The sequence below is a fragment of the Methylobacterium sp. OAE515 genome, assembly GCF_041806315.1.
Taxonomy (GTDB): domain Bacteria; phylum Pseudomonadota; class Alphaproteobacteria; order Rhizobiales; family Beijerinckiaceae; genus Methylobacterium; species Methylobacterium tardum.
The window spans coordinates 2423867-2449557 of sequence record NZ_JBGMUV010000001.1 but is presented as its reverse complement, the minus strand read 5'-3'; the positions used below and the strand labels follow the sequence as shown (position 1 = coordinate 2449557).

Annotated in this window: 22 protein-coding genes; 9 read left to right on the top strand and 13 right to left on the bottom strand. The window is 69.7% G+C overall.

The features are described from left to right. Positions 1–149: 149 nt before the first annotated feature. The gene (locus tag ABIE45_RS11930) at positions 150–1283 is read left to right on the top strand and encodes a M20 family metallopeptidase (protein WP_192706907.1); all 1134 of its coding nucleotides are present in this window, start codon (positions 150–152) and stop codon (positions 1281–1283) included. Between the two features lie 17 nt (positions 1284–1300). Here the strand turns inward: ABIE45_RS11930 and ABIE45_RS11925 are convergent, their stop codons facing one another. After that, positions 1301–2191, bottom strand: coding sequence for a DUF3313 domain-containing protein (locus ABIE45_RS11925; protein WP_192706906.1), 891 nt, complete (start codon positions 2189–2191; stop codon positions 1301–1303). A gap of 205 nt (positions 2192–2396) precedes the next feature. On the opposite strand from ABIE45_RS11925, the gene ABIE45_RS11920 reads away from it, so the two are divergent. Beyond that, positions 2397–3842: an MFS transporter gene (locus ABIE45_RS11920; protein ID WP_192706905.1), complete on the top strand. Its 1446-nt coding sequence runs from the start codon at positions 2397–2399 to the stop codon at positions 3840–3842. On the opposite strand, the gene ABIE45_RS11915 is transcribed toward ABIE45_RS11920, so the two are convergent. The 4 genes from ABIE45_RS11915 to ABIE45_RS11900 form a co-directional block, all read right to left on the bottom strand. Further along, complete coding sequence (locus ABIE45_RS11915; protein ID WP_192706904.1) at positions 3843–4367, bottom strand: DoxX family protein; 525 nt, start codon at positions 4365–4367, stop codon at positions 3843–3845. 75 nt (positions 4368–4442) lie between these two features. Further along, positions 4443–5714, bottom strand: a complete 1272-nt coding sequence (locus tag ABIE45_RS11910) for a multidrug effflux MFS transporter (RefSeq protein ID WP_192706903.1) — start codon at positions 5712–5714, stop codon at positions 4443–4445. A gap of 87 nt (positions 5715–5801) precedes the next feature. After that, entirely contained in the window at positions 5802–7088 is a 1287-nt protein-coding gene (locus tag ABIE45_RS11905) for an MFS transporter (protein ID WP_192706902.1), read from the bottom strand. A 35-nt stretch (positions 7089–7123) separates the two neighbouring features. Beyond that, positions 7124–7543 carry a MarR family winged helix-turn-helix transcriptional regulator gene (locus tag ABIE45_RS11900; RefSeq protein ID WP_192706901.1) on the bottom strand — a complete coding sequence of 140 codons (420 nt, stop codon included), beginning with the start codon at positions 7541–7543 and terminating at the stop codon, positions 7124–7126. 157 nt (positions 7544–7700) lie between these two features. Here ABIE45_RS11900 and ABIE45_RS11895 point away from each other — a divergent pair, with 157 nt between their 5' ends. Beyond that, the gene (locus tag ABIE45_RS11895) at positions 7701–12545 is read left to right on the top strand and encodes an NAD-glutamate dehydrogenase (protein WP_192706900.1); all 4845 of its coding nucleotides are present in this window, start codon (positions 7701–7703) and stop codon (positions 12543–12545) included. 18 nt (positions 12546–12563) lie between these two features. Here the strand turns inward: ABIE45_RS11895 and ABIE45_RS11890 are convergent, their stop codons facing one another. Beyond that, positions 12564–13739 carry an MFS transporter gene (locus ABIE45_RS11890; RefSeq protein ID WP_192706899.1) on the bottom strand — a complete coding sequence of 392 codons (1176 nt, stop codon included), beginning with the start codon at positions 13737–13739 and terminating at the stop codon, positions 12564–12566. Positions 13740–14007: 268 nt separating this feature from the next. Next, positions 14008–14508 (bottom strand): MucR family transcriptional regulator, encoded by a 501-nt coding sequence (locus ABIE45_RS11885; RefSeq protein ID WP_192706898.1) that lies wholly within the window; start codon positions 14506–14508, stop codon positions 14008–14010. 322 nt (positions 14509–14830) lie between these two features. On the opposite strand from ABIE45_RS11885, the gene ABIE45_RS11880 reads away from it, so the two are divergent. Further along, a complete protein-coding gene (locus ABIE45_RS11880) occupies positions 14831–16636 on the top strand; it encodes an outer membrane beta-barrel protein (protein WP_192706897.1) in 1806 nt (601 codons plus the stop codon). 6 nt (positions 16637–16642) lie between these two features. Here the strand turns inward: ABIE45_RS11880 and ABIE45_RS11875 are convergent, their stop codons facing one another. Then, positions 16643–17347 (bottom strand): SDR family NAD(P)-dependent oxidoreductase, encoded by a 705-nt coding sequence (locus ABIE45_RS11875; protein ID WP_192706896.1) that lies wholly within the window; start codon positions 17345–17347, stop codon positions 16643–16645. 55 nt (positions 17348–17402) lie between these two features. Then, positions 17403–17861 carry a nucleoside deaminase gene (locus ABIE45_RS11870; RefSeq protein ID WP_373622314.1) on the bottom strand — a complete coding sequence of 153 codons (459 nt, stop codon included), beginning with the start codon at positions 17859–17861 and terminating at the stop codon, positions 17403–17405. Between the two features lie 174 nt (positions 17862–18035). On the opposite strand from ABIE45_RS11870, the gene ABIE45_RS11865 reads away from it, so the two are divergent. The 4 genes from ABIE45_RS11865 (at position 18036) to rsmD (ending at position 21012) form a co-directional block, all read left to right on the top strand. Next, positions 18036–18227 (top strand): CsbD family protein, encoded by a 192-nt coding sequence (locus ABIE45_RS11865; RefSeq protein ID WP_192706894.1) that lies wholly within the window; start codon positions 18036–18038, stop codon positions 18225–18227. A 78-nt stretch (positions 18228–18305) separates the two neighbouring features. Further along, positions 18306–18482, top strand: coding sequence for a DUF1328 domain-containing protein (locus ABIE45_RS11860; protein WP_010683547.1), 177 nt, complete (start codon positions 18306–18308; stop codon positions 18480–18482). Between the two features lie 125 nt (positions 18483–18607). Beyond that, positions 18608–20458, top strand: coding sequence for a pseudouridine synthase (locus ABIE45_RS11855; RefSeq protein WP_192706893.1), 1851 nt, complete (start codon positions 18608–18610; stop codon positions 20456–20458). Then, positions 20455–21012 (top strand): 16S rRNA (guanine(966)-N(2))-methyltransferase RsmD, encoded by a 558-nt coding sequence (rsmD, locus tag ABIE45_RS11850; protein ID WP_192706892.1) that lies wholly within the window; start codon positions 20455–20457, stop codon positions 21010–21012. Before ABIE45_RS11855 ends, rsmD begins: the two co-directional genes overlap by 4 nt. A gap of 7 nt (positions 21013–21019) precedes the next feature. Here the strand turns inward: rsmD and ABIE45_RS11845 are convergent, their stop codons facing one another. From ABIE45_RS11845 to ABIE45_RS11830, 4 genes are all read right to left on the bottom strand, one after another. Further along, a complete protein-coding gene (locus ABIE45_RS11845; RefSeq protein WP_192706891.1) occupies positions 21020–21376 on the bottom strand; it encodes a cupin domain-containing protein in 357 nt (118 codons plus the stop codon). A gap of 74 nt (positions 21377–21450) precedes the next feature. Continuing rightward, a complete protein-coding gene (locus tag ABIE45_RS11840; protein ID WP_192706890.1) occupies positions 21451–21900 on the bottom strand; it encodes a helix-turn-helix transcriptional regulator in 450 nt (149 codons plus the stop codon). 404 nt (positions 21901–22304) lie between these two features. Beyond that, positions 22305–23243 (bottom strand): alpha/beta fold hydrolase, encoded by a 939-nt coding sequence (locus tag ABIE45_RS11835; protein WP_373622868.1) that lies wholly within the window; start codon positions 23241–23243, stop codon positions 22305–22307. Positions 23244–23245: 2 nt separating this feature from the next. Next, positions 23246–23785 carry a phasin family protein gene (locus tag ABIE45_RS11830; protein ID WP_192706889.1) on the bottom strand — a complete coding sequence of 180 codons (540 nt, stop codon included), beginning with the start codon at positions 23783–23785 and terminating at the stop codon, positions 23246–23248. 205 nt (positions 23786–23990) lie between these two features. Here ABIE45_RS11830 and ABIE45_RS11825 point away from each other — a divergent pair, with 205 nt between their 5' ends. After that, entirely contained in the window at positions 23991–25643 is a 1653-nt protein-coding gene (locus ABIE45_RS11825) for an AMP-binding protein (RefSeq protein WP_192706888.1), read from the top strand. The last annotated feature ends 48 nt before the right edge of the window (positions 25644–25691 follow it).

The following is a 25691-nucleotide window of genomic DNA, read 5'->3' as shown; positions in this document are numbered from 1 at the left end:
GCATGGCTCGCGGCTTTTCCACGCTTGGCTGTGCAGGAAATTCACGCCGCGGCGTTGACGTAGATCCGGGTCAACTCGGGCACGGATCCTGCGGGGTCGATCCGGACCGCCCGGCGTTGTCTCAGCCGCCCGGCCGGAGGATCTCCCGCATGCCTATCGATGCCGTCACGCTGGCGCAGCAGCTCATCCGCTTCCCGTCGCTCAATCCGCCCGGCCTCGAGAAGGAGTGTGCCGCGTTCCTCGCGGAGCTGCTGTCGGAGCACGGTTTCGCGGTCGAGAGCTACGCCTTCGCGGAGAATCGCCCGACCCTCATCGCGCGCATCCCCGGAACAGGCAGCGGCAAGCCGCTCTGCTTCACCGGCCATATCGACGTCGTGCCGGTGGGCACGAACCCGTGGAGGTTTCCCCCCTTCGCGGGGATCGTGCACGAGGGCCGGCTGTACGGGCGCGGCGCGAGCGACATGAAAGCGGGCGTGGCCGCCTTCATCGCGGCCGCCTGCAACGTGCTGGCGGACGAACCTCGCTTCCACCGAGGCCTCACCCTTGTGATTACGGCCGGCGAGGAGACCGGCTGCGAGGGCGCCTTCCATGTCGGCCGGGAACAGGTCCTCGGGCCGGCAGCACTCCTGATCGTGGCGGAGCCGACCTCGAACGCCCCGATCTTCGCCCATAAGGGCTCGCTCCGCGTCGTCGTGACGGCGCGCGGCCGCACCGCGCATTCGTCCATGCCGGAGGAGGGGCAGAACGCCGTCGCCAGGGCTGCGGCCTGGATTCAGGCCCTCGGCACGCACGATTTCGGTGTCCGCCATCCGCTGCTCGGGACGACCACGGCCTGCGTCACCACGTTCCGCGGCGGCGAGAACATCAACTCCGTGCCGGATTGGGCCGAGTTCTCCGTCGACATCCGCACCCTGCCCGAGCAGGACCACGGCCAGCTGCTCGATGCGCTGAGAACGCTTTTCGGCCCGGATGCCGAGATCCGTGTCGTCACGAGCTTCCCGGGCTTCTCGACGGCGGTCGACGATCCCGCTGCGGCACCGCTGCTCGCGCTGCTGCACGAACGGACCGGGTTGACCGCCGAGCCGGCGGGCGCGCCCTACTTCACGGACGCGTCCGCCCTAGTGCCCGCCTTCGACAATGTCGCGACCGTGGTGATCGGCCCCGGCGAAGCAGCGCAGTGCCACAAGACCGACGAGCATTGCCGCGTCGACCGGATCGAAGAGGCGCAGGCCCTCTACACGGCTCTGATCCGGCGGCTGTGCATCGACGAAGCGGGCGGCTAGCCGCTCGTGCGGCCGGCTCAGCGCATCGCCGGCGTTCTGGCGCCCTTGTCGGTGTATTCGGGCGGCAGGCCGATATAATCGCCCAGCATCCCGTCAATGCCGGGCGCCCGGCCGTACGCCTCGCAATCCGGATCCAGCGGTGCCTCGCCCAACGTGGTGATGCGGATGCGGTCCCAGGTCGGAAGCGTGTTGGGCGCCGTGAACGGATCCTCGCCGGTCGCCAGCATGAAGCCGAAATCCTGCCCGAACTCGCCGGCGAGATCGTAGGCGTCGCTCGCCCGCGAGAAGCGCGGCTGGCTGGTGAAGGAGTTCGCCGCCCCGCCCCAGACCATGGCGGCGCGCTGCTCGCGCCTGCGGTCGAGCGCCTCCGCCTCAACCGTCAGGCTGCCGAGACCGATCGGCACACGCGGGATCGGCACGCGCCCGACGCCCTCTGCGAAGCTCAGGCCGAGCTGCGACGCGACCGTGACGCCGGCAGAGCCGGCGATCGTGGCCCCGGCCCCGAGCAGATCCGTCGGGTCCACCCGGGTGACCTGCGCCCGCACGGTCAGGTCCGCATCGCGGCTCGTGACGATGTCGTACTTCAGCGACAGGTCGTAGCAGAGCGCCCGGTCGGCGGCGTTGGCGATGAGGCGCCGTTCAGCCTGGGTCAGCGGCGCGGCCCCGGCGACATCGGCGTGGAAGGCCGTCGGGATGATGCGGACGGTGCGGGCTTTCGCCAGCGCCGGCCGGTCGACGTAGATCCGCGAGGCCGACGCCACCTGGTCGCTGGACTTCAGACGGTCATAGCGGGTGAGCGAGCCGCGGTCGTTGAGCAGGACGGTGCCGCACGCGGCCACCATCGAAAGAAGCGCGACGCCGGCGGCGATCCGCGTCAGGGAGCGGACCTTGTCGGGGCTGGACTGCATCATTTCCTCGTGGCCCGACATCGTGCCGGCTGCAGCCACTTCACGGCCGCGTGATTAAACGTAGCCATTCGGCCGCCCGTGAAAAAGGTGGCCGACCTCTGGCGCCCGACGTCTGTTGCAAGAGAGATACAATCGCGAAACACGAGGGTGCGAGTTGGCCGCGCTGCCGTGCAACCGCCGCGGCACGACATGCGTCTGCTGTCTGATGCCCCCTACAGCCCAAAGACCGCTCTGGATCGTCCCGCTGACGGTCGCCACCGCGCTGTTCATGGAGAACACCGACTCGACGGTGATCGCCACGGCGCTCCCCAGCATCGCGGCGAGCCTGCACGAAGACCCGATCGCGCTGAAGCTCGCCCTGACCTCCTACCTGGTCAGCCTCGCGATCTTCATCCCGGTGAGCGGCTGGATGGCCGACCGCTACGGGTCGCGGACCGTCTTCCGCGTCGCCCTGGTGGTGTTCATGGCGGGCTCGCTCGCGTGCGCGGCCGCGAACGGTCTGGCCTGGTTCGTCGCGGCGCGGTTCCTCCAGGGCATGGGCGGCGCCATGATGGTGCCGGTCGGGCGCCTGGTGGTGCTGCGCAGCGTGCCGAAATCGCAGCTCGTCACCGCGCTGGCCTACCTGACCTTTCCGGCTCTGGTGGGCCCGGTTCTCGGGCCGCCGGTCGGCGGCCTGATCACCACATGGTTCGATTGGCGGTGGATCTTCTTCATCAACCTGCCGATCGGCTGCGCGGGGATCGTGCTGGCGAGCCTGTATTTCGAGGATATCCGCGAGCCGGAGCGGCCGCCCCTCGACCTGCTCGGCTTCGTGCTGCTCGGCACCGGGCTTGCCGCGCTGATGCTCGGCCTCGCATCGCTAGGCCGCCACCTCCTGCCGTCCGCAATCTCCTGGGGCTGCCTCGCGACGGGGGCGGTCCTGCTGCCGGTCTATTTCGCGCATGCCCGGCGGGTCGCCCATCCGATCGTGCGGCTCGACCTGATCCAGCGCCCGACCTTCCGGGTCGCCGTCATCGGCGGCAGCCTGTTTCGGATCGGCACCGGGGCGATCCCGTTCCTGCTGCCGCTGATGCTGCAGGTCGGCTTCGGCCTCGACGCCCTGCATTCCGGCCTGATCACCTTCGCGGCGGCCGCGGGCGCCATGTTCGTGAAGACCCTGGCGCCCAAGATCCTGCGCCGCACCGGGTTCAGGACGCTGATGGTCTGGAACGCGCTGCTCGCCTCGGTCTTCCTGGCGGTCAACGGGCTCTACACTGCCGAGACGCCCCACTGGATCATGCTGGCCCTGCTGTTCATCGGCGGCTGCTCGCGCTCGGTCCAGTTCACCTGCGTCAACGCCATCGCGTATGCCGATCTCGAATCGCGCGAGATGAGTGCGGCGACCAGTTTCGCGAGCGTCTGCCAGCAGCTCTCGCTGAGCCTCGGCGTCACCCTCGGGGCGCTGGCCCTGGAGGGGACCGCCGCCTGGCACGGTCGGACCCAGATCGAGGCCGGCGATTTCGGGCCGGCCTTCTTCGCCGTGGCGATGATCTCGGCGGCCTCCGTCCTAGGCTTCCGGCAGCTGTCGGCGGATGCCGGAGCCGAGGTCTCCGGCCGGAAGAGGGCCGCGGCGACGCCGCCGTCGGCCGAGATGACGCCGCGGCACGGCTGATCAGGCCGCGGCCCGGGCGGGCTGGCGACCGGCCGTGCGCTTGCCCCCGCCGCGCGCCGCGGCACTCTTCGCCGGGGTCTTGGCGGCCGGCTTGGCGCTCGGCGCTGGCGCCATCGCACCTGCGCGCCAGCCCTGCCAGCTCCAAGCGCCCGGTCCGGTGAGGGCATACATCAGGAAGCCGCCCGCGAGGCCGAGATCGGCCAGCATCAGCGTGCGCTCGGCGACAGCCGTCGGCCCGATGTAGTGCCAGAAATCGTGGATCACGAAAGCCGTCGCGGTCGCGAACACGGCGAGGGCGAGCCCGGTCAGGCGCGGCAGCACGCCGAGGATCAGCGCCAAGGGCCCGAAGACCTGGACCACCACGGCCGCGGTCGCGACGCCGTTCGGAAACGGCATGCCGTTGCCGGCCAGCGTCAGCGCGAAGCCCGAGACGTTGAGCGCCCGGGCGATCCCGGTGGGCAGCAGCGCGGCGGCGAGCAGCAGACGCGCAGCGAGGAGGGTTCCGTCCTGGGCGCGGGCGATCATGGGCGGGTCCGGTCAGCGGGGATGAGGACCGGAGCTTGACGGTTTTCCGCTGAAGACCGCGTTAAGCCCGAAGCCTCAGCCGCCGACTCCAGCGCGGAACAGCCGGCCCCGTTCCGTCCAGGCCACCACGAGTAGCGCCAGGATGCCCAGGCTCGCGTAACCGATCCCGACCGGCAGCACGGTCCCGTCGAACGCCTGACCGATCACGAAGCCGCACAGGGCGCCCAGGATCGTCGTGTAGAAGCCGAGGAACGACGAGGCGGTGCCGGCGATGGCGCCGAGCGGCTCCAACGCCAGCGCGTTGAAGTTCGGCATCGCGAAGCTCATCAGGAACTGGTTCAGTGCCAGCAGTGTGAGGAACAGCGCCAACGGCGGACGGCCCTGGTAGGCGAAGCCGACGCCGACCTGCACCAGAGCGACCAGCGTGAAGGCGATGATGCCGCCGTGGGACATCGCCCGCATCCCGACCCGCCGGACGACGCGCGCATTGATCAGCGTCGCCGCGCCCATGGCGCCCGCCACCAGCCCGAAGGCCAGGGGAAAGAGCGGGCCGAGATGGTACAGGCCGGTGTCGAACACCTGCTGGGCCGAGCCCACGTAGCCCATGATGCAGCCGGTCATCAGGCCGAGCGCGGTGGTGTAGCCGATGGCGACGCGGGTCCTGAGCGTCAGGCGGATCGCCTCCCAGGTCGCGGCCGGCGAGAGCGGCCGGCGGTATTCCGGATGCAAGGTCTCCGGCATGCGCAGGGAGAACCACAGGGTCAGCCAGAAGGCCAGGACCAGCATCGAGACGAAAACGTAGACCCAGGAGCCCAGCGCCAGCATCAGGCCGCCGATCGCCGGCGCGATCATCGGCACGATCAGGAACACCATCATGGTGAGCGACATGACGCTCGCCATCTCGCGGCCGGAGAAGCGGTCGCGCACGATCGCCACCGACAGCACGCGCCCGCCGGCCGCGCCGATCCCCTGGATGATCCGCGCGGCGAGCAGCCAGCCGAAGCTCGGCGCCACCATGGCGAGGCCGCAGCCGACCACGTAGATCGCGAGGCTCGCGAGCAGGACCGGCCGCCGGCCGAGGGCATCGGAGACCGGCCCATAGACGATCTGCGCGACGCCGAAGCCGATCATGTAGACGTAGACGAGGAGCTGCAGCCGGTTCGGATCCGGCACGCCGAACCGCGCCTCGATCGCCGGGAAGGCCGGCAGCAGGTTGTCGATCGAGATCGCGGTGACCGCCATCATCAGCGCGATGATGGCGACGAACTCGGCAAAGCCCGGCCCCGACCAGGGGCGCGGGGCGCGGACGTCCTGGACCGGCGGCACGGGCCGGATCGCGATGGTCAAGGCGGGCTCTCGGGATGCGCTGGGACGGGCCGGTAAGGGCTCGTCCTTCGCGGCACACTTGTGACAACCGCGCCCGCCCGACGCAGTTCAGGCCGGCAGCGGACGCAGGACCGGCTCGGCGGGCTTGCGCCCCACGAAGGCCGCCATGAGCGCCGCGACCAGGCAGAGCAGGCCCGCCGACACGAAGGCGCCCAGATACGTGCCGGTGTCGGTCCGCACCATGCCGGCGAGCCACGCCGCCGAGGCCGCGCCGATCTGATGGGCGGCCGCGATCCAGCCGAACATCAGCGCGGCGTTCTCCTCACCGAAGGACTTGCCCGCGAGCTGGACGGTGGGCGGCACCGTCGCGATCCAGTCGAGCCCGTAGAAGACCGCGAACAACGACAGGCCGTAGAAGCTGTAGTCGAAGGAATACGGCAGGAAGATCAGCGAGAGGCCGCGCAGCCCGTAATACCACGCCAGGAGCTTGCGCGAATCGAACCGGTCCGTGAGCCAGCCCGACGCCGTGGTGCCGATCAGGTCGCAGATCCCCATCAGCGCGAGGAGACCCGCGGCGGTCACCTCGGCAATGCCGTGATCGATGCAGGCGGGGATGAGGTGCGTGCCGATCAGACCGTTGGTCGAGGCGCCACAGATGAAGAACGTGCCGGCGAGCAGCCAGAAATCCCGGGATTGCAGCCCGATCCGCAGGCCGCGCAGCGCGCGACGCGCCGGGTTCTCCGTGAGGACGGGCGTCGGCGTAATCGCCGCCTCGCCGTAGCGGGGCAGGCCGAGATCGGCCGGACGGTCGCGCAGCAGCAAGGCAGCGAGCGGGATCAGCGCCAGCGTGGCGGCCGCCACAACCAGGGAGACCGAACGCCAGCCCTGCTCGACCGCCAGCGAGGCGAGCACCGGCAGGAAGACGAGCTGGCCGGTGGCGCTGCTCGCCGTCAGCATGCCGAGCACCAGCCCGCGCCGCTTGGCGAACCAGCGCCCCGCCACGGTGGCGCCGAGGACGTTCGCGACCATGCCCGAGCCCGAGCCGACCACGATGCCCCAGAGCAGAACCATCTGCCAGGGCCCGGTCATCAGGCTGGTGGCGGCCGTGCCGACCGCCAGGATGAAGAGGGCACCGCAGACCGAGCGGCGCAGGCCGAACCGCTCGATGATCGCCACCGCGAAGGGACCGATCATCCCGTACAGGAAGATGTTGAGCGCGATCCCGACCCCGATCGTCGCCGCCGTCCAGCCGAATTCGCGCTCCCACGGCACGATCAGCACGCTCGGCGTCGCCCGGACGCCGGCCCCGACGAGCAGGACTAGGAACGTCACCGCGGCGATGATCCAGGCGTAGTGGAGGCGCTGCGCGGGGCGCGTCTCTGAGCGAGCGGGCATGTCGGGCTCCGGTTGAAACGGCTGCTTCTGGTCGATCAGGCGGCGGAAATGAGGGCGTCCGTCAGGGCCACGACCGCCCCGGGTGCGATCCGGGCGTTGATGCGCGCCTGCGCATCCCGCCAGTAAGGCATCGCCGCCGCGATGGCTTCACGCCCCGAATCCGTGAGCGTGACGACGCGTTCGCGGGCATCCGCCGCACCCGCCGCGATCTGCACCAGACCGCGACGCTCCAGCGGATCGAGGTTGCGTCCCATCGTGGTGCGCTCGAGAGCGGCCTCGGCGGCGAGACGCGTCACCGGGCTCGGTCCGAGGCGCTCCAGCAGGCGCAGGATCGCGAATTGCGTCACCCGAAGCCCGGACGGGCGCAGCGCCGCATCGTAGGCCGTCGTCACGGCGCGGGTCGCCCGCCTCAGCGCGGAACAGGTGCAGGGTTCGACCGGCGGTTGGTCTGTCATGATGCGTGTATATGCACGTTTTCTCGGGAATACAATTGACGCCTGACGGTTCGCACCGATCGACACAAACGGGGCGGCAAACTGGTGGGGAGTGTCATCGACACCTCCGATCACGCTGCTATCGCTTAGGCGAGTGACCCGGTTCGGGAGAAGCGCGATGACACTCGAAACTGCGACGGCGTTGTCCTCATCGGAGCAGAAATCGGCCCGCACGGGGCTGATCGATGCGGCTGCCGACATCGTCACCGAGCAGGGCGGACCGGGCGGGTTCGTGCGCGACCTGTTCGGCCGGGTGACGCCCGAGGATCTGGCTCCATACCCCGCCGACGTCCTGGCAGAGCTGGCCGGCCGGGCCCGCGCCTTCCTGGCCGAGCCGCGGCGGACGCAGGATCCCGCCCGGATGCGCCTGGTCGACGCTGAGCTGTCGCGGGCCGGCCGGCGGCACGAACTGACGATCTTGGAAGTCATCAACGACAATCGTCCGTTCCTGCTCGACTCGACCCTCGCGGAGCTGACCGAGCAGGGCCTGTCGCCCCACCTCGTCGCCCACCCGATCCTCGGCGTCGAGCGCGATCCGGACGGCTCCCTGATCCGCGTGGTCGGCGAGACGACGGCGGACGCGCACGGCAGCCTCGCGCGGGAGAGCTTCCTCCACATCCACCTGGACCGGCTGGACACGGAGGCCGGGGAGCGGCTGCTGGACGCCCTCGCGCCGGTCTACCGCGATGTCGCCCTGGCGGCCGTCGACCATGACGCCATGCTGGCGCGCCTGTCGGACCTGGCGACAAATCTCGGCGGGGCACCCACACCGATGCCGCAGGAGGAGACGGCCGAGGCGCGCGCCTTCCTCGACTGGCTGACGGACGGCCAGTTCCTGATCCTCGGGATGCAGCAGCACGGGATCGACGGCGAGGCCCATCCCCTGATCGAGGGGTCGAGCCTCGGCGTCCTGCGCGATCCCGGCGCCACGCCCCTGCGCCGCGGCCGGACGCCGGTCGACTACACGCCCGAGATCCTGGCCTTCCTTGAGGAGCCGCAGCCGCTCATCATCACCAAGGCGAGCGTGCGCTCCCGCGTCCACCGGTCGGCCTATCTCGACTATGTCGGCGTCAAGCTGTTCTCCGCCCACGGCAAGCTCTCGGGCGAGATGCGGATCGTCGGGCTGTTCACCGCCTCCGCCTACACGAGCCCCACCCGCGAAGTGCCGATCCTCCGCCGGAAGGTGCAGTCAGTGGTCCAGCGCGCGGGCCTCGATCCGACGAGCCATGCCGGTCGGAGCCTGCTGGCGGTTCTGGAGAGCTACCCGCGCGACGAGCTGTTCCAGATCGACGTCGAGCGGCTCTACCGCTTCACATTGGCCATCGCCAATCTCGCCGACCGGCCGCGGATCCGGGTGCTGTCGCGGCCGGACCGGTTCGGCCGCTTCGTCTCGCTCCTCGTCTACGTCCCCAAGGACCGCTACGACTCGACGGTCCGGCAGCGGATCGGCGGCTTCCTCGCCGAAGCCTACGGCGGACGGCTCAGCGTCGCCTATCCGGACTATCCGGAAGGCCCGCTCGCCCGCATCCACTACATCATCGGCCTGCCCGACCAGGGCGCGCCGGAGCAGGACCCGGCCGCCCTCGAAGCCGGGATCGGGGACTTGGTCCGGACCTGGGGCGACGCTTTGCGGGCCGCTCTCGCCGAGGCGCAGGGCGGTGACCGCGCGCGGATCCTGTCCGCGCGCTACGGCGACGCGTTCTCGGCCGCCTACCGCGACAATTTCCAGCCCGAAATAGCGGTGGCGGACGTCGCCATCCTCGAAGGTCTCGGCGGGGCGCAGCCGCGCGCCGTGCATCTCGGTCGCCGCCCGTCGGATTCGGATGCGCAGGTCCGCCTGAAGGTGTTTTCCCGCGGCACCGCCATCGCCCTGTCCGACCGCGTTCCCGCCCTGGAGAATCTCGGCTTCCGCGTCATCAACGAGCGGACCTACCGGGTCATGCCCGCGGGCGCCGACGAGGCCGATCGTGTCTGGCTGCACGACATGCTGATCGAGCGGGCCACCGGCGCGGCGATCGACCTCGCGGCGCTGGAGCAGCCGCTCGAAGCCGCCATGCTCGCCATCGCGGACGATCTGGCGGAATCCGACGGCTACAACCGGCTCGTCCTCGAGGCCGCCCTGCCCTGGCGCGAGGCCGCCCTGCTCCGGGCGCTCGGGCGGTACCTGCGCCAGCTGCGGATCCGCTACGGGCAGGATTACCTCGCCGGCACGCTGAGCCGGCATGCCGGGATCGCCCGGGCGATCGTCGCGCTGTTCCGCACCCGGTTCGACCCGGCCCTGACGGGGGATCGCGACGCCCAGCAGGCGGAGGTCCGCGCCGGCATCGAGGCGGCGCTCGCCGAGGTCACCAGCCTCGACGACGACCGGATCCTGCGCCGGTTCGTCAACCTGGTCGAGGCGGCGGTCCGGACCAACTTCTTCCAGACCGGCCCGGACGGAAAGCCCCGGGAGACGATTAGCTTCAAGTTCGCCTGCTCCAAGGTCACGGCGATGCCGCTGCCGCGGCCGCTCTTCGAGATCTTCGTCTACGCGCCCCGCGTCGAGGGCGTGCATCTGCGCTTCGGCTACGTGGCCCGCGGCGGCCTGCGCTGGTCGGACCGGCCGGAGGATTTCCGCACCGAGATCCTGGGCCTCGTGAAGGCCCAGCAGGTGAAGAACGCCGTGATCGTCCCGGTCGGCGCCAAGGGCGGCTTCTTCCCGAAGCGCCTGCCGCCGGCCTCGGACCGCGCCGCCTGGATGCAGGAGGGGACCGAGAGCTACCGGATCTTCATCCGCACGCTCCTCGAACTCACCGACAACATCGTCGACGACGCCATCGTGCCGCCGCCCGACACCGTCCGGCACGACCCCGACGACGCCTATCTGGTGGTCGCGGCCGACAAGGGCACAGCCACCTTCTCGGACATCGCCAACGCCCTCTCGCTGGAGAAGGGCCACTGGCTGGGCGACGCCTTCGCGTCCGGCGGCAGCCAGGGCTACGACCACAAGGGCATGGGCATCACCGCCCGTGGCGCCTGGGAGGCGGTGCGCCGCCATTTCCGCGAGCTCGATGTCGACGTGCAGACGGATCCGATCGTCACGGTCGGCGTCGGCGACATGTCGGGTGACGTGTTCGGCAACGGCATGCTGCTGTCCGAGAGCATACGGCTGATCGCGGCCTTCGATCACCGGGACATCTTCCTCGACCCGAACCCCGATGCGGCCGCGAGCTTTGTCGAGCGGCGGCGGCTGTTCGATCTCGGACGCTCCTCCTGGGCCGAATACGACCGGAGCCTGATCTCGGAGGGCGGTGGCGTATTCTCGCGCAGCCTGAAGACCATCCCCCTCTCGGAGCCGGTGCGCGCCGTCCTCGGGTTCGACCGCGCCGAGGCCACGCCCACCGAGCTGATGCAGGCGATCCTGAAGGCCCCGGCCGACCTGCTCTGGTTCGGCGGCATCGGCACCTACGTCCGCGCCACCACGGAGACCGACGAGGATGCCGGCGACCGTGCCAACGATGCCGTGCGGATCACCGGGCCGGAGCTGCGCGCCAAGGTCGTCGGCGAGGGCGCCAATCTCGGCCTGACCCAGCGCGGGCGCATCGAGGCGGCGCGCGCGGGCGTCCGGCTCAACACCGACGCGATCGACAACTCGGCCGGGGTCAACACCTCGGACGTCGAGGTGAACATCAAGATCGCGCTGATGACGCCCGAGCGGGACGGCCGCCTGAGCTACGAGGCGCGCAACGCCCTGCTGGCGGCCATGACCGAGGAGGTCGGGCACCTCGTCCTGCGCAACAATGAACTGCAGACGCTCGCCCTGTCGCTTGCCCAGCGCGGCGGCCTCGACGAGACCGGCTTCGCGATGCGGACCATGCAGGCGCTCGAGGGCGAGGGGCGGCTCGACCGCGCGGTCGAGTTCCTGCCCGACGATGCCGCGCTGACCGAACGCATGCGCCGGAACGAGGGGCTGACCCGTCCGGAATACGCGGTGCTCCTGGCCTACGCCAAGCTGTCGCTGCACGATGCGATCCTCGACAGCGCCGTGCCGAACGACCCGTATTTCGACCGCGAGCTGCAGCGCTACTTCCCCAAGGCGTTGCGCGAGCAGTTCCCGGATTCGGTGCAGGGGCATCGCCTGCGGCGCGAAATCATCGCCACCGCGCTGGCGAACATCATCGTCAACCGAGGCGGCCCCTCGCTGATCACACGCCTCGTCGACGGGACGGGTGCCGATGCCGCGACCATCGCCAAGGCCTATGCGGTGACCCGCGACGCGTTCGGGCTGATGGAGCTGAACCTCGCCATCGACAGCCTTGCCGGCCGCATCTCCGGTCAGGGCCAGCTCGGTCTGTACGCGGAGGTCCAGGGTCTGCTGCTCAACCGGATCGTCTGGTTCATCCGGAATCTCGATCTGAGCGGTGGCCTCGACCCGGTGGTCGCCCGCTACCGCGACGGCATCGCCGCCGTGGAGGCGGCGCTTCCAAATGTTCTCGCCGAGGAGGCTCTCGCGGCCATCGGAGCCCGGGAGGCGGAGCTGGCCGGGCTCGGCATGGCGCCGGCCCAGGCCCGGCGCCTCGCTTCGCTGAGCGCCCTCATCTCTGCCCCCGACATCGTCCGGGTCGCCGAGGCGAGCGGGCGGCCGGTGGAGGCGGTGGCGGCGACGCACTTCGCACTGGAGCACGCCTTCCGGCTGGACGACCTCGCGGCCGCGGCGCGGACCGTACCGGTCGCCGACACGTTCGACCGCGTTGCGCTGGAGCGCGCGGTCGCAGGCATCGGGGCGGCGCATCGCAAGCTGACGGCCGAAGTCGTGACCGATCTGGGCGCCGGTCCGGACGCGGTCGAGGCCTGGGCGAAGGCCCGGGGTGCGCCGCTGGCGCGCATCCGCGAGGCGGTGGACGCCATCGGCGATTCCAGCCTCACGGTCTCAAAGGTCACCGTGGCGGCGAGCCTTCTCGGTGACCTCGTCCGGAGCGATTAGAGGCGGTCGAATCCGCGATCACGGCCTCGTCGCGGACGGCGACAGCATGCGCCGGCCGGTCCGGCTGACGGCCGTGAGCACCAATCCGAGGCCGACCAAGGATACGGCCGCGGCAATCAAAGGAAGCTGGGCGTAGCCCGCCCCCAGCGTCAGGGCCGTACCGCCGATCCAGGCGCCGGTCGCGTTGCCGAGGTTGAACGCGCCCTGGTTCAGGGTGGAGGCGAGGTTCGGGGCGTCGCTCGCGGCTTCGACCACCCAGATCTGGAGCGGGGAGACCAGCGCGAAGACCAGGGCCGACCACAGGACCAGCACCGCCAGCGTCATGCCCGGATGATGGGCGACCGCGGCGAGCAGGAGCAGCGCCGCGACGATCCCCAGGAAGCTCCCGATGATCGTCGCCATCTGCCCGCGATCGGCGAACAGACCCCCGGCGAGGTTCCCGATCGTCAGACCCATGCCGGCGGCGAACAACACGCCGGTCACACCCTGCGGCGAGTACCCGCTCACGCCGGTCAGGAACGGCGTGATGTAGGTGAACACCGTGAAGAAGCTCACCGAGGACAGGGTCGAGATCAGCATCGGTCGCAGCACCGGCCAGCGGCCGAGCGCGCGGAACTCGCTCACCAGCCGGCCGCGCGTGCCCGGGAGCCCGGCCGGTACGCAGAGCTGGATCGCAAGGCCGGCCGCGAGGCCGATCGCCACCACGGCCCAGAACGTCGCCCGCCACCCGACGGCCTGTCCAAGGGCGGTGCCGAGGGGCACGCCGAGCACGTTGGCGAGCGTGAGGCCCGCGAACATCAGGGAGACCGCCTGGGTGCGCTTCTCCCGGGGCACCAGATCCCGGGCGACCACGGCGCCGATGCCGAAGAACGCGCCGTGCGCGAAGGCTGTGAGGATTCGCGCCGCCATGAGCAGGCCGTAGCTCGGGGCCAGGGCGCAGCCGAGATTTCCGATCAGGAAGACGCCCATGAGGGCGAGCAGCGCGGTCTTGCGCGGCATGCCCGCGGTCGCGATCGCTACGATCGGTGCCCCGACCACGACGCCCATCGCATAGCCCGAGACGAGGTAACCGGCCTGCGGGATCGTGACGCCGAAGCTCTGCGCCACCTCCGGCAGCAGCCCCATGATGACGAATTCGGTCGTGCCGATCCCGAACGAGGCGACGGCAAGAGCGAGAATCGGCAGTGGCGGCACGCGGTCATTCTCCGGCGCAGGATCTTCGCACGATTGTGCGGAGCAACATGCGCAGGATGGCAGCGTGGGACGTTCTGCCTAGCCGAAAGGACGCGGCGCACGGTTGCGCGACGCGCACGCGCAGGCTTTTGCCGGGTTGGCCGTTAATACAGCGTCGCGCAGCCCGTCTTCGCCTGAAGCATCTGCGCCTGACACAGCCGTTTTGAACGCCCGACGCACTCTCAGAGCGAGCCGCTGCTGCCAGAAGCAGCGGCGGAGGATCGGACTTCTACTCTGCCGGCGCTTTCCGTCGGGCCCGCGCCTTCCGTGTTGCCGCCGCCGGTGCCTCTGCAGGTGCCGATGATGCACCGCGGTGCTTGCGGCGCTGCTGACCGAGCCCCAGGGCGCGGGCGAGCTCGGAACGTTGGGCCGAGTAACTCGCCGCGGTCATCGGGTAGTCGCGCGGCAGGCCCCACTTCTCCCTGTAGGCATCGGGCGAGAGCCCGCGCAACGTCAGGTGCCGACGAAGGGTCTTGTACGGTTTGCCGTCCTCGAAGCTGACGATGTGATCGTGCGTGACCGACTTCCGAATCTGAGCCGGACTCAGCTTTTCGACGGTCGATTTGGATGTTCGTCCGGCAGTCGAGAGACTGTCTAGAGCGGCGTGGATCACGCCGATCAGGCCCGCCAACTCCGACGACGGTACCGAGTTGTTCGACACATAGGCCGCGATGATATCCACCGCGAGCTCAACGTGCTCAGCATGCCCGCTGACTGTGCTTTCGTTCACGGCCCACCTCTATCTTTGTAATGATTCGGACCAATCAATCCCTCGCGGATACGATTGAATTCTGGAAGACAATATCTGATTGTAAAACAAATCTCAATCGGCTGTGCCGTGTCGACCGAAGGTTCTGAGGCAGATTTCAAGTGCCGTCAGCCTCGGCCGTTGACGCTGCATTAACCATGAGTCCGCTAGCCTTCGTTAACCATGCCGATGACCAGTTTGGCTGCGGCGTGACCAGTGAATCCCAGCCCTCGGTGCTCGGGACTTTGGCGGGGACCGTGATCAGGTGCGGACGGCTGGGGCTGACCGGCGGAAACGACAGGAGATGCGGCTCGCTGTCGCTGCGCTGGCGCTCGCGTTCGCGGCCTCCCCTGCGCGTGCCCAGCGCTTCGACGCCACCAGCCCGGTTACGGGGCAGCCCGACAACCCGGGCGTCGGCCAGGACACCGCACCCAACGGCTTGCCGGCGCTGCGGCGGCGGATCCCGGACGGTCTCTCGCGCGACGACGGGCGCGGCTCTCCGGGCGGCGACGCGACGAGCGGCGACCAGACCGGCGGCGACAGCCTGAGCTCGCCGCTCTCGCCTCCAACGATCCCGACACAGACGCAAGGGCAGCCGGGCGTCTCGCAGCTCAACACACGCATCACCAGCGGCGGTCAGCGCACCGGCGGCAGCGGCACGACGCCAAGCAATCTGGCGCCGTCAAATCTTCTCCGGACCCGGGCGGCGCCACCGCGGCGGATCGGGTCGGCGACCCGCAGGATCACCCAGGAAGTCACGCAGGTCCCGAGCCCGGCGTTACGGCTGACGCCGATCATTCAGCAGCCCGTGGTCGGGGTTCCCCTGCCGCCGGTGGCGGCGCCCGTCCGAACGATCCTGCCGCTCCTGGCGATCTCCCCGGCCCTCGGCCTTCTGACGCCGGGCTTCATTCTCGGCACCGACTTGGCGCGCGCGATCCCGACGGATCCCGCCTACGCGCCGATCGGCTACCAGTTCGGAAGCTTCACCATACTGCCGACCTTCGCGCAGAGCCTCGGCTACGATTCAAATCCGGACCAGACGAGCCGGCAATTCGCCAAGGGCTCGGTGGCGCTTCGTACCGACGCCTCCCTCGATTTCCAGAGCAACTGGTCCTCGAGTTCGTTTCAGGGCTCCTTGCGCGGCTCGTACCTCGAGACGCCCCAGAACGAGGCCGCGAGCCGCCCGGCCGCCGACGGAGTCGTGCGCCTGCGGATCGACGCCAACCGGGACCTGCACATCGACGCGGAGGGCCGGTTCCTCGTCGATACGCAGCGGACGGGAAACCCCAACCTGCTGGCCGCCGCCGGCAACGTCCAGATCGCGACCGCGACCAGCCGACCGCTGCTTGCCGTCTACGGCGCGTCGCTCGGGGCGACCGAGACCTTCAATCGTCTGTCGGTCACGCTGCGCGGCTCGGTCGACCGCTCGGAGTTCGACAATGCCCGCCTTTCGGACGGGACAATCATCAACCAGTCCGACCGAAACCTGAACCAGTACAGCCTGCAGCTTCGCACCGCGTTCGAAGTCAATCCAGACTTCAGCCCGTTCGTCGATATCACCGGCGATACGCGCGTCTACGATCTCCGCCGCGATACGACCGGCGTCCAGCGGGATTCCGATGGAATATCTCTGGCGGTCGGCGCGAGCTTCGGGCTCGCGCGGTCCCTGACGGGCGAGATCTCGGCCGGGATCCAGCATCGGACCTACGTCGATCCGACCCTGCGCGACATCAACGCGCCGCTGGTCAACGCGGCCCTGGTCTGGTCGGCGAGCCCGCTCACGACGGTCCGACTGACGGCCGCGACCGGTGTCACCGAAACCACGATCCCGGGCTCCAGCGGCATCTTCACGGATGTCGCGACGCTGGAGGTCCAGCACGACCTGCTGCGCAACCTGTCGCTCGTGGTCGGCGGCTCGTTCCTGCAAAACGTTTATCAAAACAGCACGATCCGGGAGAACGGCTTCTCCGCGACCGCGCGGCTCGACTACCATTTCACACGCTGGCTAACCCTCAGGGGCACCTACATCTACCAGCAGATCAACAGTACGCAGGTGGGTTCGAGCTTCCGGGACAACACGTTCCTGCTCGGCTTGCGGGTCAACCCGTAATCCGGATCAGAACCGCTCTACCCAGGGACGCAGCTCAAGCTCCGACGTCCAAGCGCTCCGATCCTGGCGCAGCAGGTCGCGGTAGCCTCGCGCGATGGCATCCGGATCGAGGTGGCTGTCGGGAGCGTCGGCCGGCTCGCCGCCGCGGTCGGGATTCCGGATCGCGCCGTCGATGACGATGTGGGCGACGTGGATGCCCTGCGGCTGCAATTCGCGGGCGAGGCTCTGTCCCAGCCCCCGCAGGCCGAATTTGCCCATGGCGAACGGTGCCGAGCCCGCGAATCCCTTCACGCTCGCCGACGCGCCCGTGAGCAGGATCGCCCCGTGGCGGTGCGGCAGCATGCGGCGCGCCGCGGCCTGCGCCACCAGGAAACCGCCATACGCCGACACCATCAGCGACCGGGCGACCGCGTCCGGATCCAGATCCGCGATGGAGCCGCGCAGCCGCCCGCTGGCATTGTAGATCACGACGTCCGGGGCGCCCCCGAGGGCCGGCTCCAGCCGCGCGAACAGCGCCTCGACCTCGGCAGGCCGGCTCGCATCGCAGGCATGCACGGCCGCACCGGTCTCGGCGGCCAGGGCCGCGAGCTTCTCGACGTTCCGTGCCGCGAGACCGATCTTCAGGCCGTCCGCCGCCAGGAGCCTCGCGAGCGAGGCACTCAGGCCGGAGCCGGCGCCGACGATCAGGGCACGTGCATAGGTCGGGATCATCGTGCTGGCCTCCGGTTCTACGAGAACGTGGGACCTGGGCCGGCATCCGCCAGTCCTATGTCCGTTTCTCCGCGAAGAACGCGCGCAGCAGTTCGGCCGCCTCGCGCTCGCGAAATCCGCCATAAACTTCCGGCGCATGATGGCAGGTTGCCTGGTTGAAGACACGCGGACCGTGCTCGACGCCGCCGCCCTTCGGATCGGCCGCGCCGTAATAGAGCCGTCGGATCCGCGCGAAGGAGATCGCGCCCGCGCACATTGGGCAGGGCTCCAGGGTCACGTAGAGGTCACAGCCGACCAGACGCTCGTCGCCGATCGCCGCGCAGGCCGCGCGGATGGCCAGGATCTCGGCATGCGCCGTCGGGTCCAGAAGACGCCGCGGCTGGTTGTGCGCGACGGCCAGGAGCACGCCGTCCCGCACGACCGCGGCGCCGACCGGAACCTCGCCGGCAGCGCCCGCGGCCCGCGCCGCCGCGAACGCGTGATCGAGGGCGGTCAGCGAAGCCGATGCGTCCAACCTCGGAGCGTGGATCGGATCTGCTGCCAAGATGTTCCTATCCCATCGCCGATGCGGGCCTTCACGAATGCGGCTGCTTAACACAGGGCAATGTTAAGGCCTGGAACATTCGAGCGACCGTGACCGTTTGTTGGATGAACGCGGCGCCGCCGCAGCAACCACAAGGACATCGCCATGAGCAGCACCACCGACAAGATCAAGGGCGCCACCAACGAGGCTCTCGGCAAGGCCAAGCAGGGCATCGGCGACGTGTCCGGCAACGACAAGATGAAGGCCGAGGGTGCGGCTCAGGAGCTCAAGGGCAAGGCCCAGGGCACTGTCGGCGACGCGAAGAGCGCCGTGAAGTCGGCGACCGACAAGCTCTGATCATAGACCCTCAACTGGAACGGGACCCGCTCTTTGCGGGTTCCAACCTTGGATCGACTTGAACAACGCGAGGATGCCATGATCGGCTGGGCAGTCACATTTCTCGTCGTCGCATTGATCGCCGCTCTGCTCGGCTTCGGCGGCATCGCGGGCACCGCCATGGAGGCGGCCAAGATCGTCTTCTTCGTGGCGATTGCCTTGTTCCTTATCTCGGCAGTGTTCGGCGTAATGCGCGGCCGCTCGCCGAGACTCTGACGCCAGCGGTCCGGCATTCGCTCCGGGGGCGGTCCATGGGCCGCCCCTTTTGCGTGCGGGCCTCGTCTCAATGCGGCTGCAGAACCCGTCTCGCCTGACGGTACGGGCTCTGGTAAGGCCCTGGTATGAACGACGTGCCGAACGACAAGACGCCGGAGGGTTCCGACCGCCCGGACCCCGAGATCTCGCGCGGTAAGGGCTGGACGCCTGCGACCGATGCGGGCAGCGAAGATCAAGACCGCGAGCGCGCCAAGGCCGCTCCGCGCAAGAGTGCGGCGGACCCGAAGACGCCCCGGCCTGAGCCCGACAGCGTGACCGTCGATGAGGCTGCGGCCTCGACCCCGCCGGGCGAGCGCATCGCGAAGGCGATGGCGCGGGCCGGCATCGCCTCGCGGCGCGACGCCGAGGCGATGATCCTGGCCGGCCGGGTCAGCGTCAACGGCGAGACCCTGATCTCACCGGCGCGCAACATCACCGAGGACGACCGGATCCTGATCGACGGCGAGCCGATGCCGTTGCGGGAGCGGAGCCGCCTGTGGATCTTCCACAAGCCGCGCGGTGTCGTCACGACGGCGCGTGATCCCGAGGGTCGGCAGACGGTCTTCGACATCCTGCCCGAGGATCTGCCCCGGGTCGTCGCCATCGGGCGCCTCGACATCAACACCGAGGGGCTGCTGCTGCTGACAAATGACGGCGGTCTCGCCAAAGTGATCGCCCATCCCGACACCGGCTGGCTGCGCCGGTACCGCGTTCGCGCGCACGGGGATACCGACCAGGCCCAGCTCGACCGCCTCGCCAAGGGCGTGACCATCGAGGGCATGGAATACGGCCCGGTCGAGGCCAGCCTCGATCGCGTTCAGGGCGACAACGTCTGGCTGACGCTGGGCCTCCGCGAGGGCAAGAATCGCGAGGTCAAGCGGATCCTCGAGCATCTCGGCCTCTCGGTGAACCGTCTCATCCGGCTGTCCTTCGGGCCGTTCCAGCTCGGCGACCTGGAGGTCGGCCTCGCCGAGGAGGTGCGGACCCGCGTGCTCAAGGATCAGCTCGGCAAGGCGCTGTCCGAGCAGGCCGGCGTCGATTTCGAGAGCCCGGTGCGCGAGCCCATCACGCCGTTCGGCGGACCGAAGAAGGCCGATTCCACCGCCAAGCCCGCGCAGGCATCAAGCGCCGGCCGCCGCAACGCCGCCCGTCCCGCACCGGCGCCGCGTGTTTCGACGGGCGGGTCGGGATCCAATCCGCGCAACGCGACGTGGCGGGATGAGGACGCCTCGAAGCCCCGAGGGACGCGCGTGCCGCGCCGGGGTGCCGACCCGCGCGCCGCGCAGGCGAGCGCCGCGGAACGGGGCCGCGAACGGGTCGGCTCGATCCGCGCCGGCGAGCGCCGGGTCGTCGTCGAGCGTCTTTCGGCGACGCCGGTCGAGGCCGCGCCCGCCATCAAGCCGCGCCGCCGCTACGCCGAGGACGGACCGTCCGAGCGACCGCCGCGCCGCGAGGGCGGACGCCCGGGACGGGATGCCGGGCCATCCGGCGAGCGCGGCTTTGCGCCCCGCGGCGAGCACCGATCGGGACCGCGTGGCGACCGCAGACCTGACTCGCGCGGCGAGCGCGGTGAGGGCGAACGTCCGCGTCGTGACATGGCGCGGTCTGCCGACGGTCCGCGCGGCCAGGTTCGACAGGACGAGCGCCGCGGTCCCAGACCGGACGGTCGGCCCGGGAAATCCTTCGGATCTGGCCCTTCCGAGGGCGGACCGCGGGCGAAGGGTGGATTCCGGTCCGAGAGAGCGGACTCGCCGGCTGGCAAACCGCGCTTCGGTGGCCCCAAGCCGGGCGGTTCCAGGCCGGGCGGCTTCGCCGGCAAAGGCGCCGGCAAAGGGGGAGGTACGGGCGGCGGCAATGCGCGCCCCGGCGGACGGCCCGGTACGTCACGGGGCGGCGCCAAGCCCGGCGGCGGACGACCGCCGCGCGGGACACGATGAGGATTGTCGGCGGGACGTGGCGGGGCAGACGACTCGCAACACCGCGCACCGACGCGATCCGGCCGACCTCGGACCGCCTCCGCGAGTCGCTGTTCAACGTGCTGCTGCACGCCTACGACGAAACTTTCGCGGGCGCGCGGGTCCTCGACCTCTTCGCCGGTACCGGGGCGCTCGGCTTCGAGGCGCTCTCGCGTGGGGCCGCCTACGCGCTGCTGGTCGATGAAGGCGCCGAGGCCCGCGCGGTCATTCGCGCCAACATCGAGGCGCTGGGCGCTGAGGGCGTGACCCGGCTTTTCCGCCGGGACGCCACGCGTCTGGGACCTGCCGGCTCGGCCGGCCAATTCTCCCTCGTGTTCTGCGATCCGCCCTACAGCCGCGATCTGGCGCCGCGCGCGCTCGCGAGTGCAGCCGCGGGGGCATGGCTGACACACGGCGCCCTGGCGGTGGTCGAAGAGGCCGAAGGCGCGTCGGTCACGTGGCCGGAGGGGTTCACCGAACTCGAACGCCGCGTCTATGGGGAGACCGCCGTGAGCTTCGCGCGATACGCCGCCTGAACGTGGTTCAGCCAGCCTCCACCAACTCGCTATCGGGTCCGAAATGGATCGCGAGCCAGATCGTCGGCGACTCGGTCCGTTCCACGCGATGCCGGCGATGCGCCGCGATCAGGACGGCGTCTCCTGCGAGGAGGTGTTGCGGCTCCGCCTCGTCGGCGAATCGCAGATCGGCGGAGCCCGCCAGGACCGCCACCCATTCCGCCTGCGGCTGATCATAGTATAAGCCCGGCGGGCTCGCTTGGCCGGTGGAGACAATACGCTCCACGCGCAGCCCCGGCACGGCGAGAAGCACGGACACGACCTCCTCGGGAGAGTCGGCGGGTAGGTCCGCCAGGAGGTTGATGACGTTCGTCGGGGACTTCATCGCCCTACCCGTGCGCGACCCGGCGGTCCGGCGCGCTGGGGCTCACCCGGCGCATGCGGCTCGATCGACGGCGATCAGGCGCCTTTGGCAGCGTCGCGCGAGTCGGATTCGCGAGAGGGCGCCTCGTCGGTCGCCCGGCTCTGTCCGACCCGAGCCGCGGACTTCACCAACGACAGCACGTCGCGACGCATCTGATCGTCGGCAATCTGATTATAGGCGCGCAGAAGCTCGACGGCGCCGGAGATGCGCAGCAGAGCCGGCCCGCTGTCGCCCGCCACTTCCGGCTCGGGCTCGAAGAAGCTCGACACCGGGACACCCAGCCGCTCGGCGATCGCCTGGAGGCGACCCGCCCCGACCCGGTTCTTGCCCGTCTCGTACTTCTGAACCTGCTGGAAGCTCACGCCCAGCGCGCTGGCCAGCGCCGACTGGCTCAGCCCGTTCGCGGCCCGCAGGAATGCGATGCGGCTGCCGACCCCGTGATCGATGGCCGTGGTCTGCTTCGGCTTGAGGGTGGGATTGGCCATGTGAGGTAGTCCGAACGTCGTGTCAGTTGAAAGGCATGCTCGGCTGGACCAATGCCGCCGACAACAACCCTCAGGTGCTTCATCGCGCGGCGGAGATCCCGGCCTGACGGCCGTTGATGCCACAGTCCCGCCGCGCACGCAACGAATGGTCACGCTCGTGAAATCTCAGGTCATCAGCATATCCGATCCGCGCATGACGTGACGGCCCTCTAGACCAATGAAATCCTTGATTCACGCCCATGGAAAACGAGCAAAAGTACGCAGAGATTGACTATCGAACATTTGATCACGCCGACGAAATTTTACGGCATCGGGGTGTGGGTCGACGGATCGATTGCGGTCGCCCGCGACGTTCTCTCGAGCAGCCAGACGAATCCGCGGGCAGGCCGCGATCGGCACCGCTCTCACGCGGCCGGACCGAGCCAGTCGGTCACGATCTTGAGTTGATCGTCATCCAGCAATGCGGGCGCGTGGCCGCAATCCGGAATCTCGACACGCTCCGTCGGCGGGCCGCGCCGCGTCATCTCGTCGGCCGTCGAAGCCAGGAGCAGGTCCGATTGCGCGCCGCGCAGCAGCAGGACAGAACAGGTGATCGCGTCCCAGTCGCGCCACATGCTGACGCTGTAGACCCGCCCGGGCCGGAACGCGTCGCCGATGCCGGGATCGTAATGCGGGCGCCATCCGCCATGCGGTTCGCGGAAGAAGCTGTGCTTGGCGATGTGGCGCCACTGCTCGTCGGTCAGCGATCCGAACGCGGCCAGCACGGTGCGCAGGCGCGATTCGCCCGAGGCGAGGTTGTGGTGCAATCGCGGCGCGTCGCGCAGGCGCGAGCCGATGTGGCGGATCGGCGCCCAGGGCAGGAACGGGCCGATGTCGTTGATCACCATGCGGCGGATCGGCGTGTTGGCCGCCGCGGCCAGAACCATGCCGGTCAGGCCGCCCAATGAGGTCCCGACCCAATCGATCTTCCCGGGAACGCGGAGATGGGCGATCAGCGCCGCCATGTCGGCGGCGTATTGCGGCAGGGCGTAATGTTCTGGATCCTTCAGCCACCCGCTGAGGCCACGCCCGGGCAGGTCCGGGCAGACGACCCGGTAGCCCATCTTGGCCAGCCGGTAGCCCAGAGGATCGAAGTCGCGGCCCTGCCGGCTCAGGCCGTGGACGCAGACGACCACGTGCGGGCTGTCCGGATCCCCCCATTCGACATAGGCGATCCGGTGGAAGTCGTGCGGCGCGTAGGCCCAGAACTGCCCGGTCCGGAACGGCACGTCGGCACGGCTGAGATCGTCCAGACGCGGCATCGTTGCGGCCGGACCCGCCGCGACCTGCCCCCCCGAGAGCATGGTCACGGTGCTTCGGTACGGGCCGCCGCCTCTCGGGCGAGACGGCTGGTCGTCTGGTGAAGATCGACCATCTGCTCCGTCAGCCGGCGCGACTGTTCCTGCAGGAAGGTGACGTTCAGCGCAGCGACTTCCCGGGCGTCGGCCGCCTTGGCGACGCGCTCGGCGAAATCCAGCGTGGCGCGGACGTTCGTGTCCGTGGCCACCAGCATCCGGTGACCGATCTCGCGCATCGCCGCCATGGCGTGGACGGCGTTATCCTCGAAGGCGTTGTAGAGCCGCGCGCCGGCCGCGTCCCATTGCTCCCGCATCTTGCGTGCGCCGGCCACGTTGCTGTCGGTGAGCTGGTGCGCGGTCTCGCGGCTGGACCCCATCACCGAGCGCCAGCCCTCGAAACTCTGGGCCATCGAGGCCTCGAACGCGTTGAGCGCCATCTCGCCGGCCTCCGCGAAGCGCTCGTAGGTCTCGCGCGCCCGCGCGACGCCGCCCTCCGCCATCGCGCGCCCGGCCTGGCCGGAAACCGCCGGCAGGTTGTCGTTCCCCACTGTCGTCTCCCGTTGCTCGCGAGACGCCGGCCGCCCGCAACACCGGCATCCGTCAGCGGCGTCCCGTCGTCAACCGTACCTTGTGACAGAAACGGATCCGGGCCCCGACCAGAGCGGCGTTCACGATTGACAGCGGGCTGTGCCGCGAAATCATTTCATCCCGGGAGCGAACGCCACGCCAACCGCCCGACCAGAAGGCAGAACGATGCCGGAGACCTGCCCGCCATCCCTCCGGCCAAGTGTACCCGGCCGTCATCCCTACGAGACGGGGCTGGACCGGACGCCCGCCAATTACGTGCCGCTGACCCCCGTGAGCCTTCTGGCGCGCGCCGCCGCCGCATCGGGAGCCAAGATCGCCGTCATCGACGGCAGCCGGCGCCTCACTTACGCGGACCTTTACACGCGAAGCCGCCGCCTCGCCTCCGGCCTCGCGCGTCTCGGAACCGGACGGCTCGACACCGTGGCGATCCTCGCGCCGAACGTGCCCGAGATGATCGAGGCCCATTTCGCTGTGCCGATGCTCGGCGCCGTGCTGAACCCGCTCAACACCCGCCTCGACCCGGCGACGATCGCCTTCTCCCTGGCGCATGGCGGCGCCCGGGTGGTGATCGTCGAGGCCGAGTACGGAGCGCTCGCGGCACGGGCCCTGGCGGATCGGGCCGAGCCCATTCTCGTTGTGACGATCGGCGAGACCGGCATCGCCGGGGCGATCCCGTACGAAGCGCTGCTGGATTCAGGCGACGCCGACTACGCCTGGACCGGCCCGGAAGACGAATGGCAGTCGCTCTGCCTCCTGTACACGTCCGGCACGACCGGCGACCCGAAGGGGGCGGTCTACAGTCACCGTGGCGCCTATCTTCAGGCCTTCGGCAATGCCGTGACCTTCGGCCTGACCGCGGAGAGCGTGTATCTCTGGACCTTGCCGATGTTCCATTGCAGCGGCTGGTCGTATCCCTGGGCGAGCGTCGCCGCCTGCGCGACCCAGGTCTGCCTGCGTAAGGTCGAGCCGGCGGCAATCTTCCGTCTCATCGCCGAGCACGGCGTAACGCATCTCTGCGGCGCCCCGATCGTGCTCTCGATGATCGCGCACGCGCCGGAGACCGACCGCGTGGCCTTCCCGCAACGGGTGCGATGCGCGGTCGGCGGCGCGGCCCCCTCCTCGACGATCATCCGCACGATGGAAGAACTCGGCTTCCAGGTGACGCATCTCTACGGCGCCACCGAGAGCTACGGGCCGGCCACGGTTTGCCTCGCGCAGCCCGACTGGACCGCTCTGACGGACGACGACCGTTACGCCCGCATGGCGCGTCAGGGCGTGCCGCTCGCGACGCTCGAAGGCGTCTCGGTCATTGATGGAGCGAGCGGCCGGCCCGTCGCGCAGGACGGCGTGGCGGTCGGCGAGATCTGCCTGCGCGGCAACACCGTGATGAAGGGCTATCTCGGCAATCCCGACGCCACCGGACGCGCGCTGGCCGGCGGCTGGTACCGGACGGGCGACCTCGCCGTCTGGCATCCGGACGGCTCCGTCGAGATCAAGGATCGGGCCAAGGATATCATCATCTCGGGCGGCGAGAACATCTCGAGCCTGGAGGTGGAGGAGGTGCTGATGCGCCATCCGTCGGTGATGCTGGCGGCGGTCGTGGCGCGGCCGGACCCGACCTGGGGCGAGAGCCCTTGTGCGTTCCTCGAAGTGAAGCCGGGCGGCGACGCACCGACCGACCAGGAGGTGATCGCTTTCTGCCGCGAGCGCATGGCGCGGTTCAAGGTGCCGAAGACGGTCGTGTTCGGCGTGCTGCCGAAGACCTCGACCGGCAAGATCCAGAAGTTCGTGCTGCGCGAGCAGGCGCGGACACTGTGAGCCGCTGAAACGACATATCCAGCAACCCTCCTCATCCTGAGGTGCCGG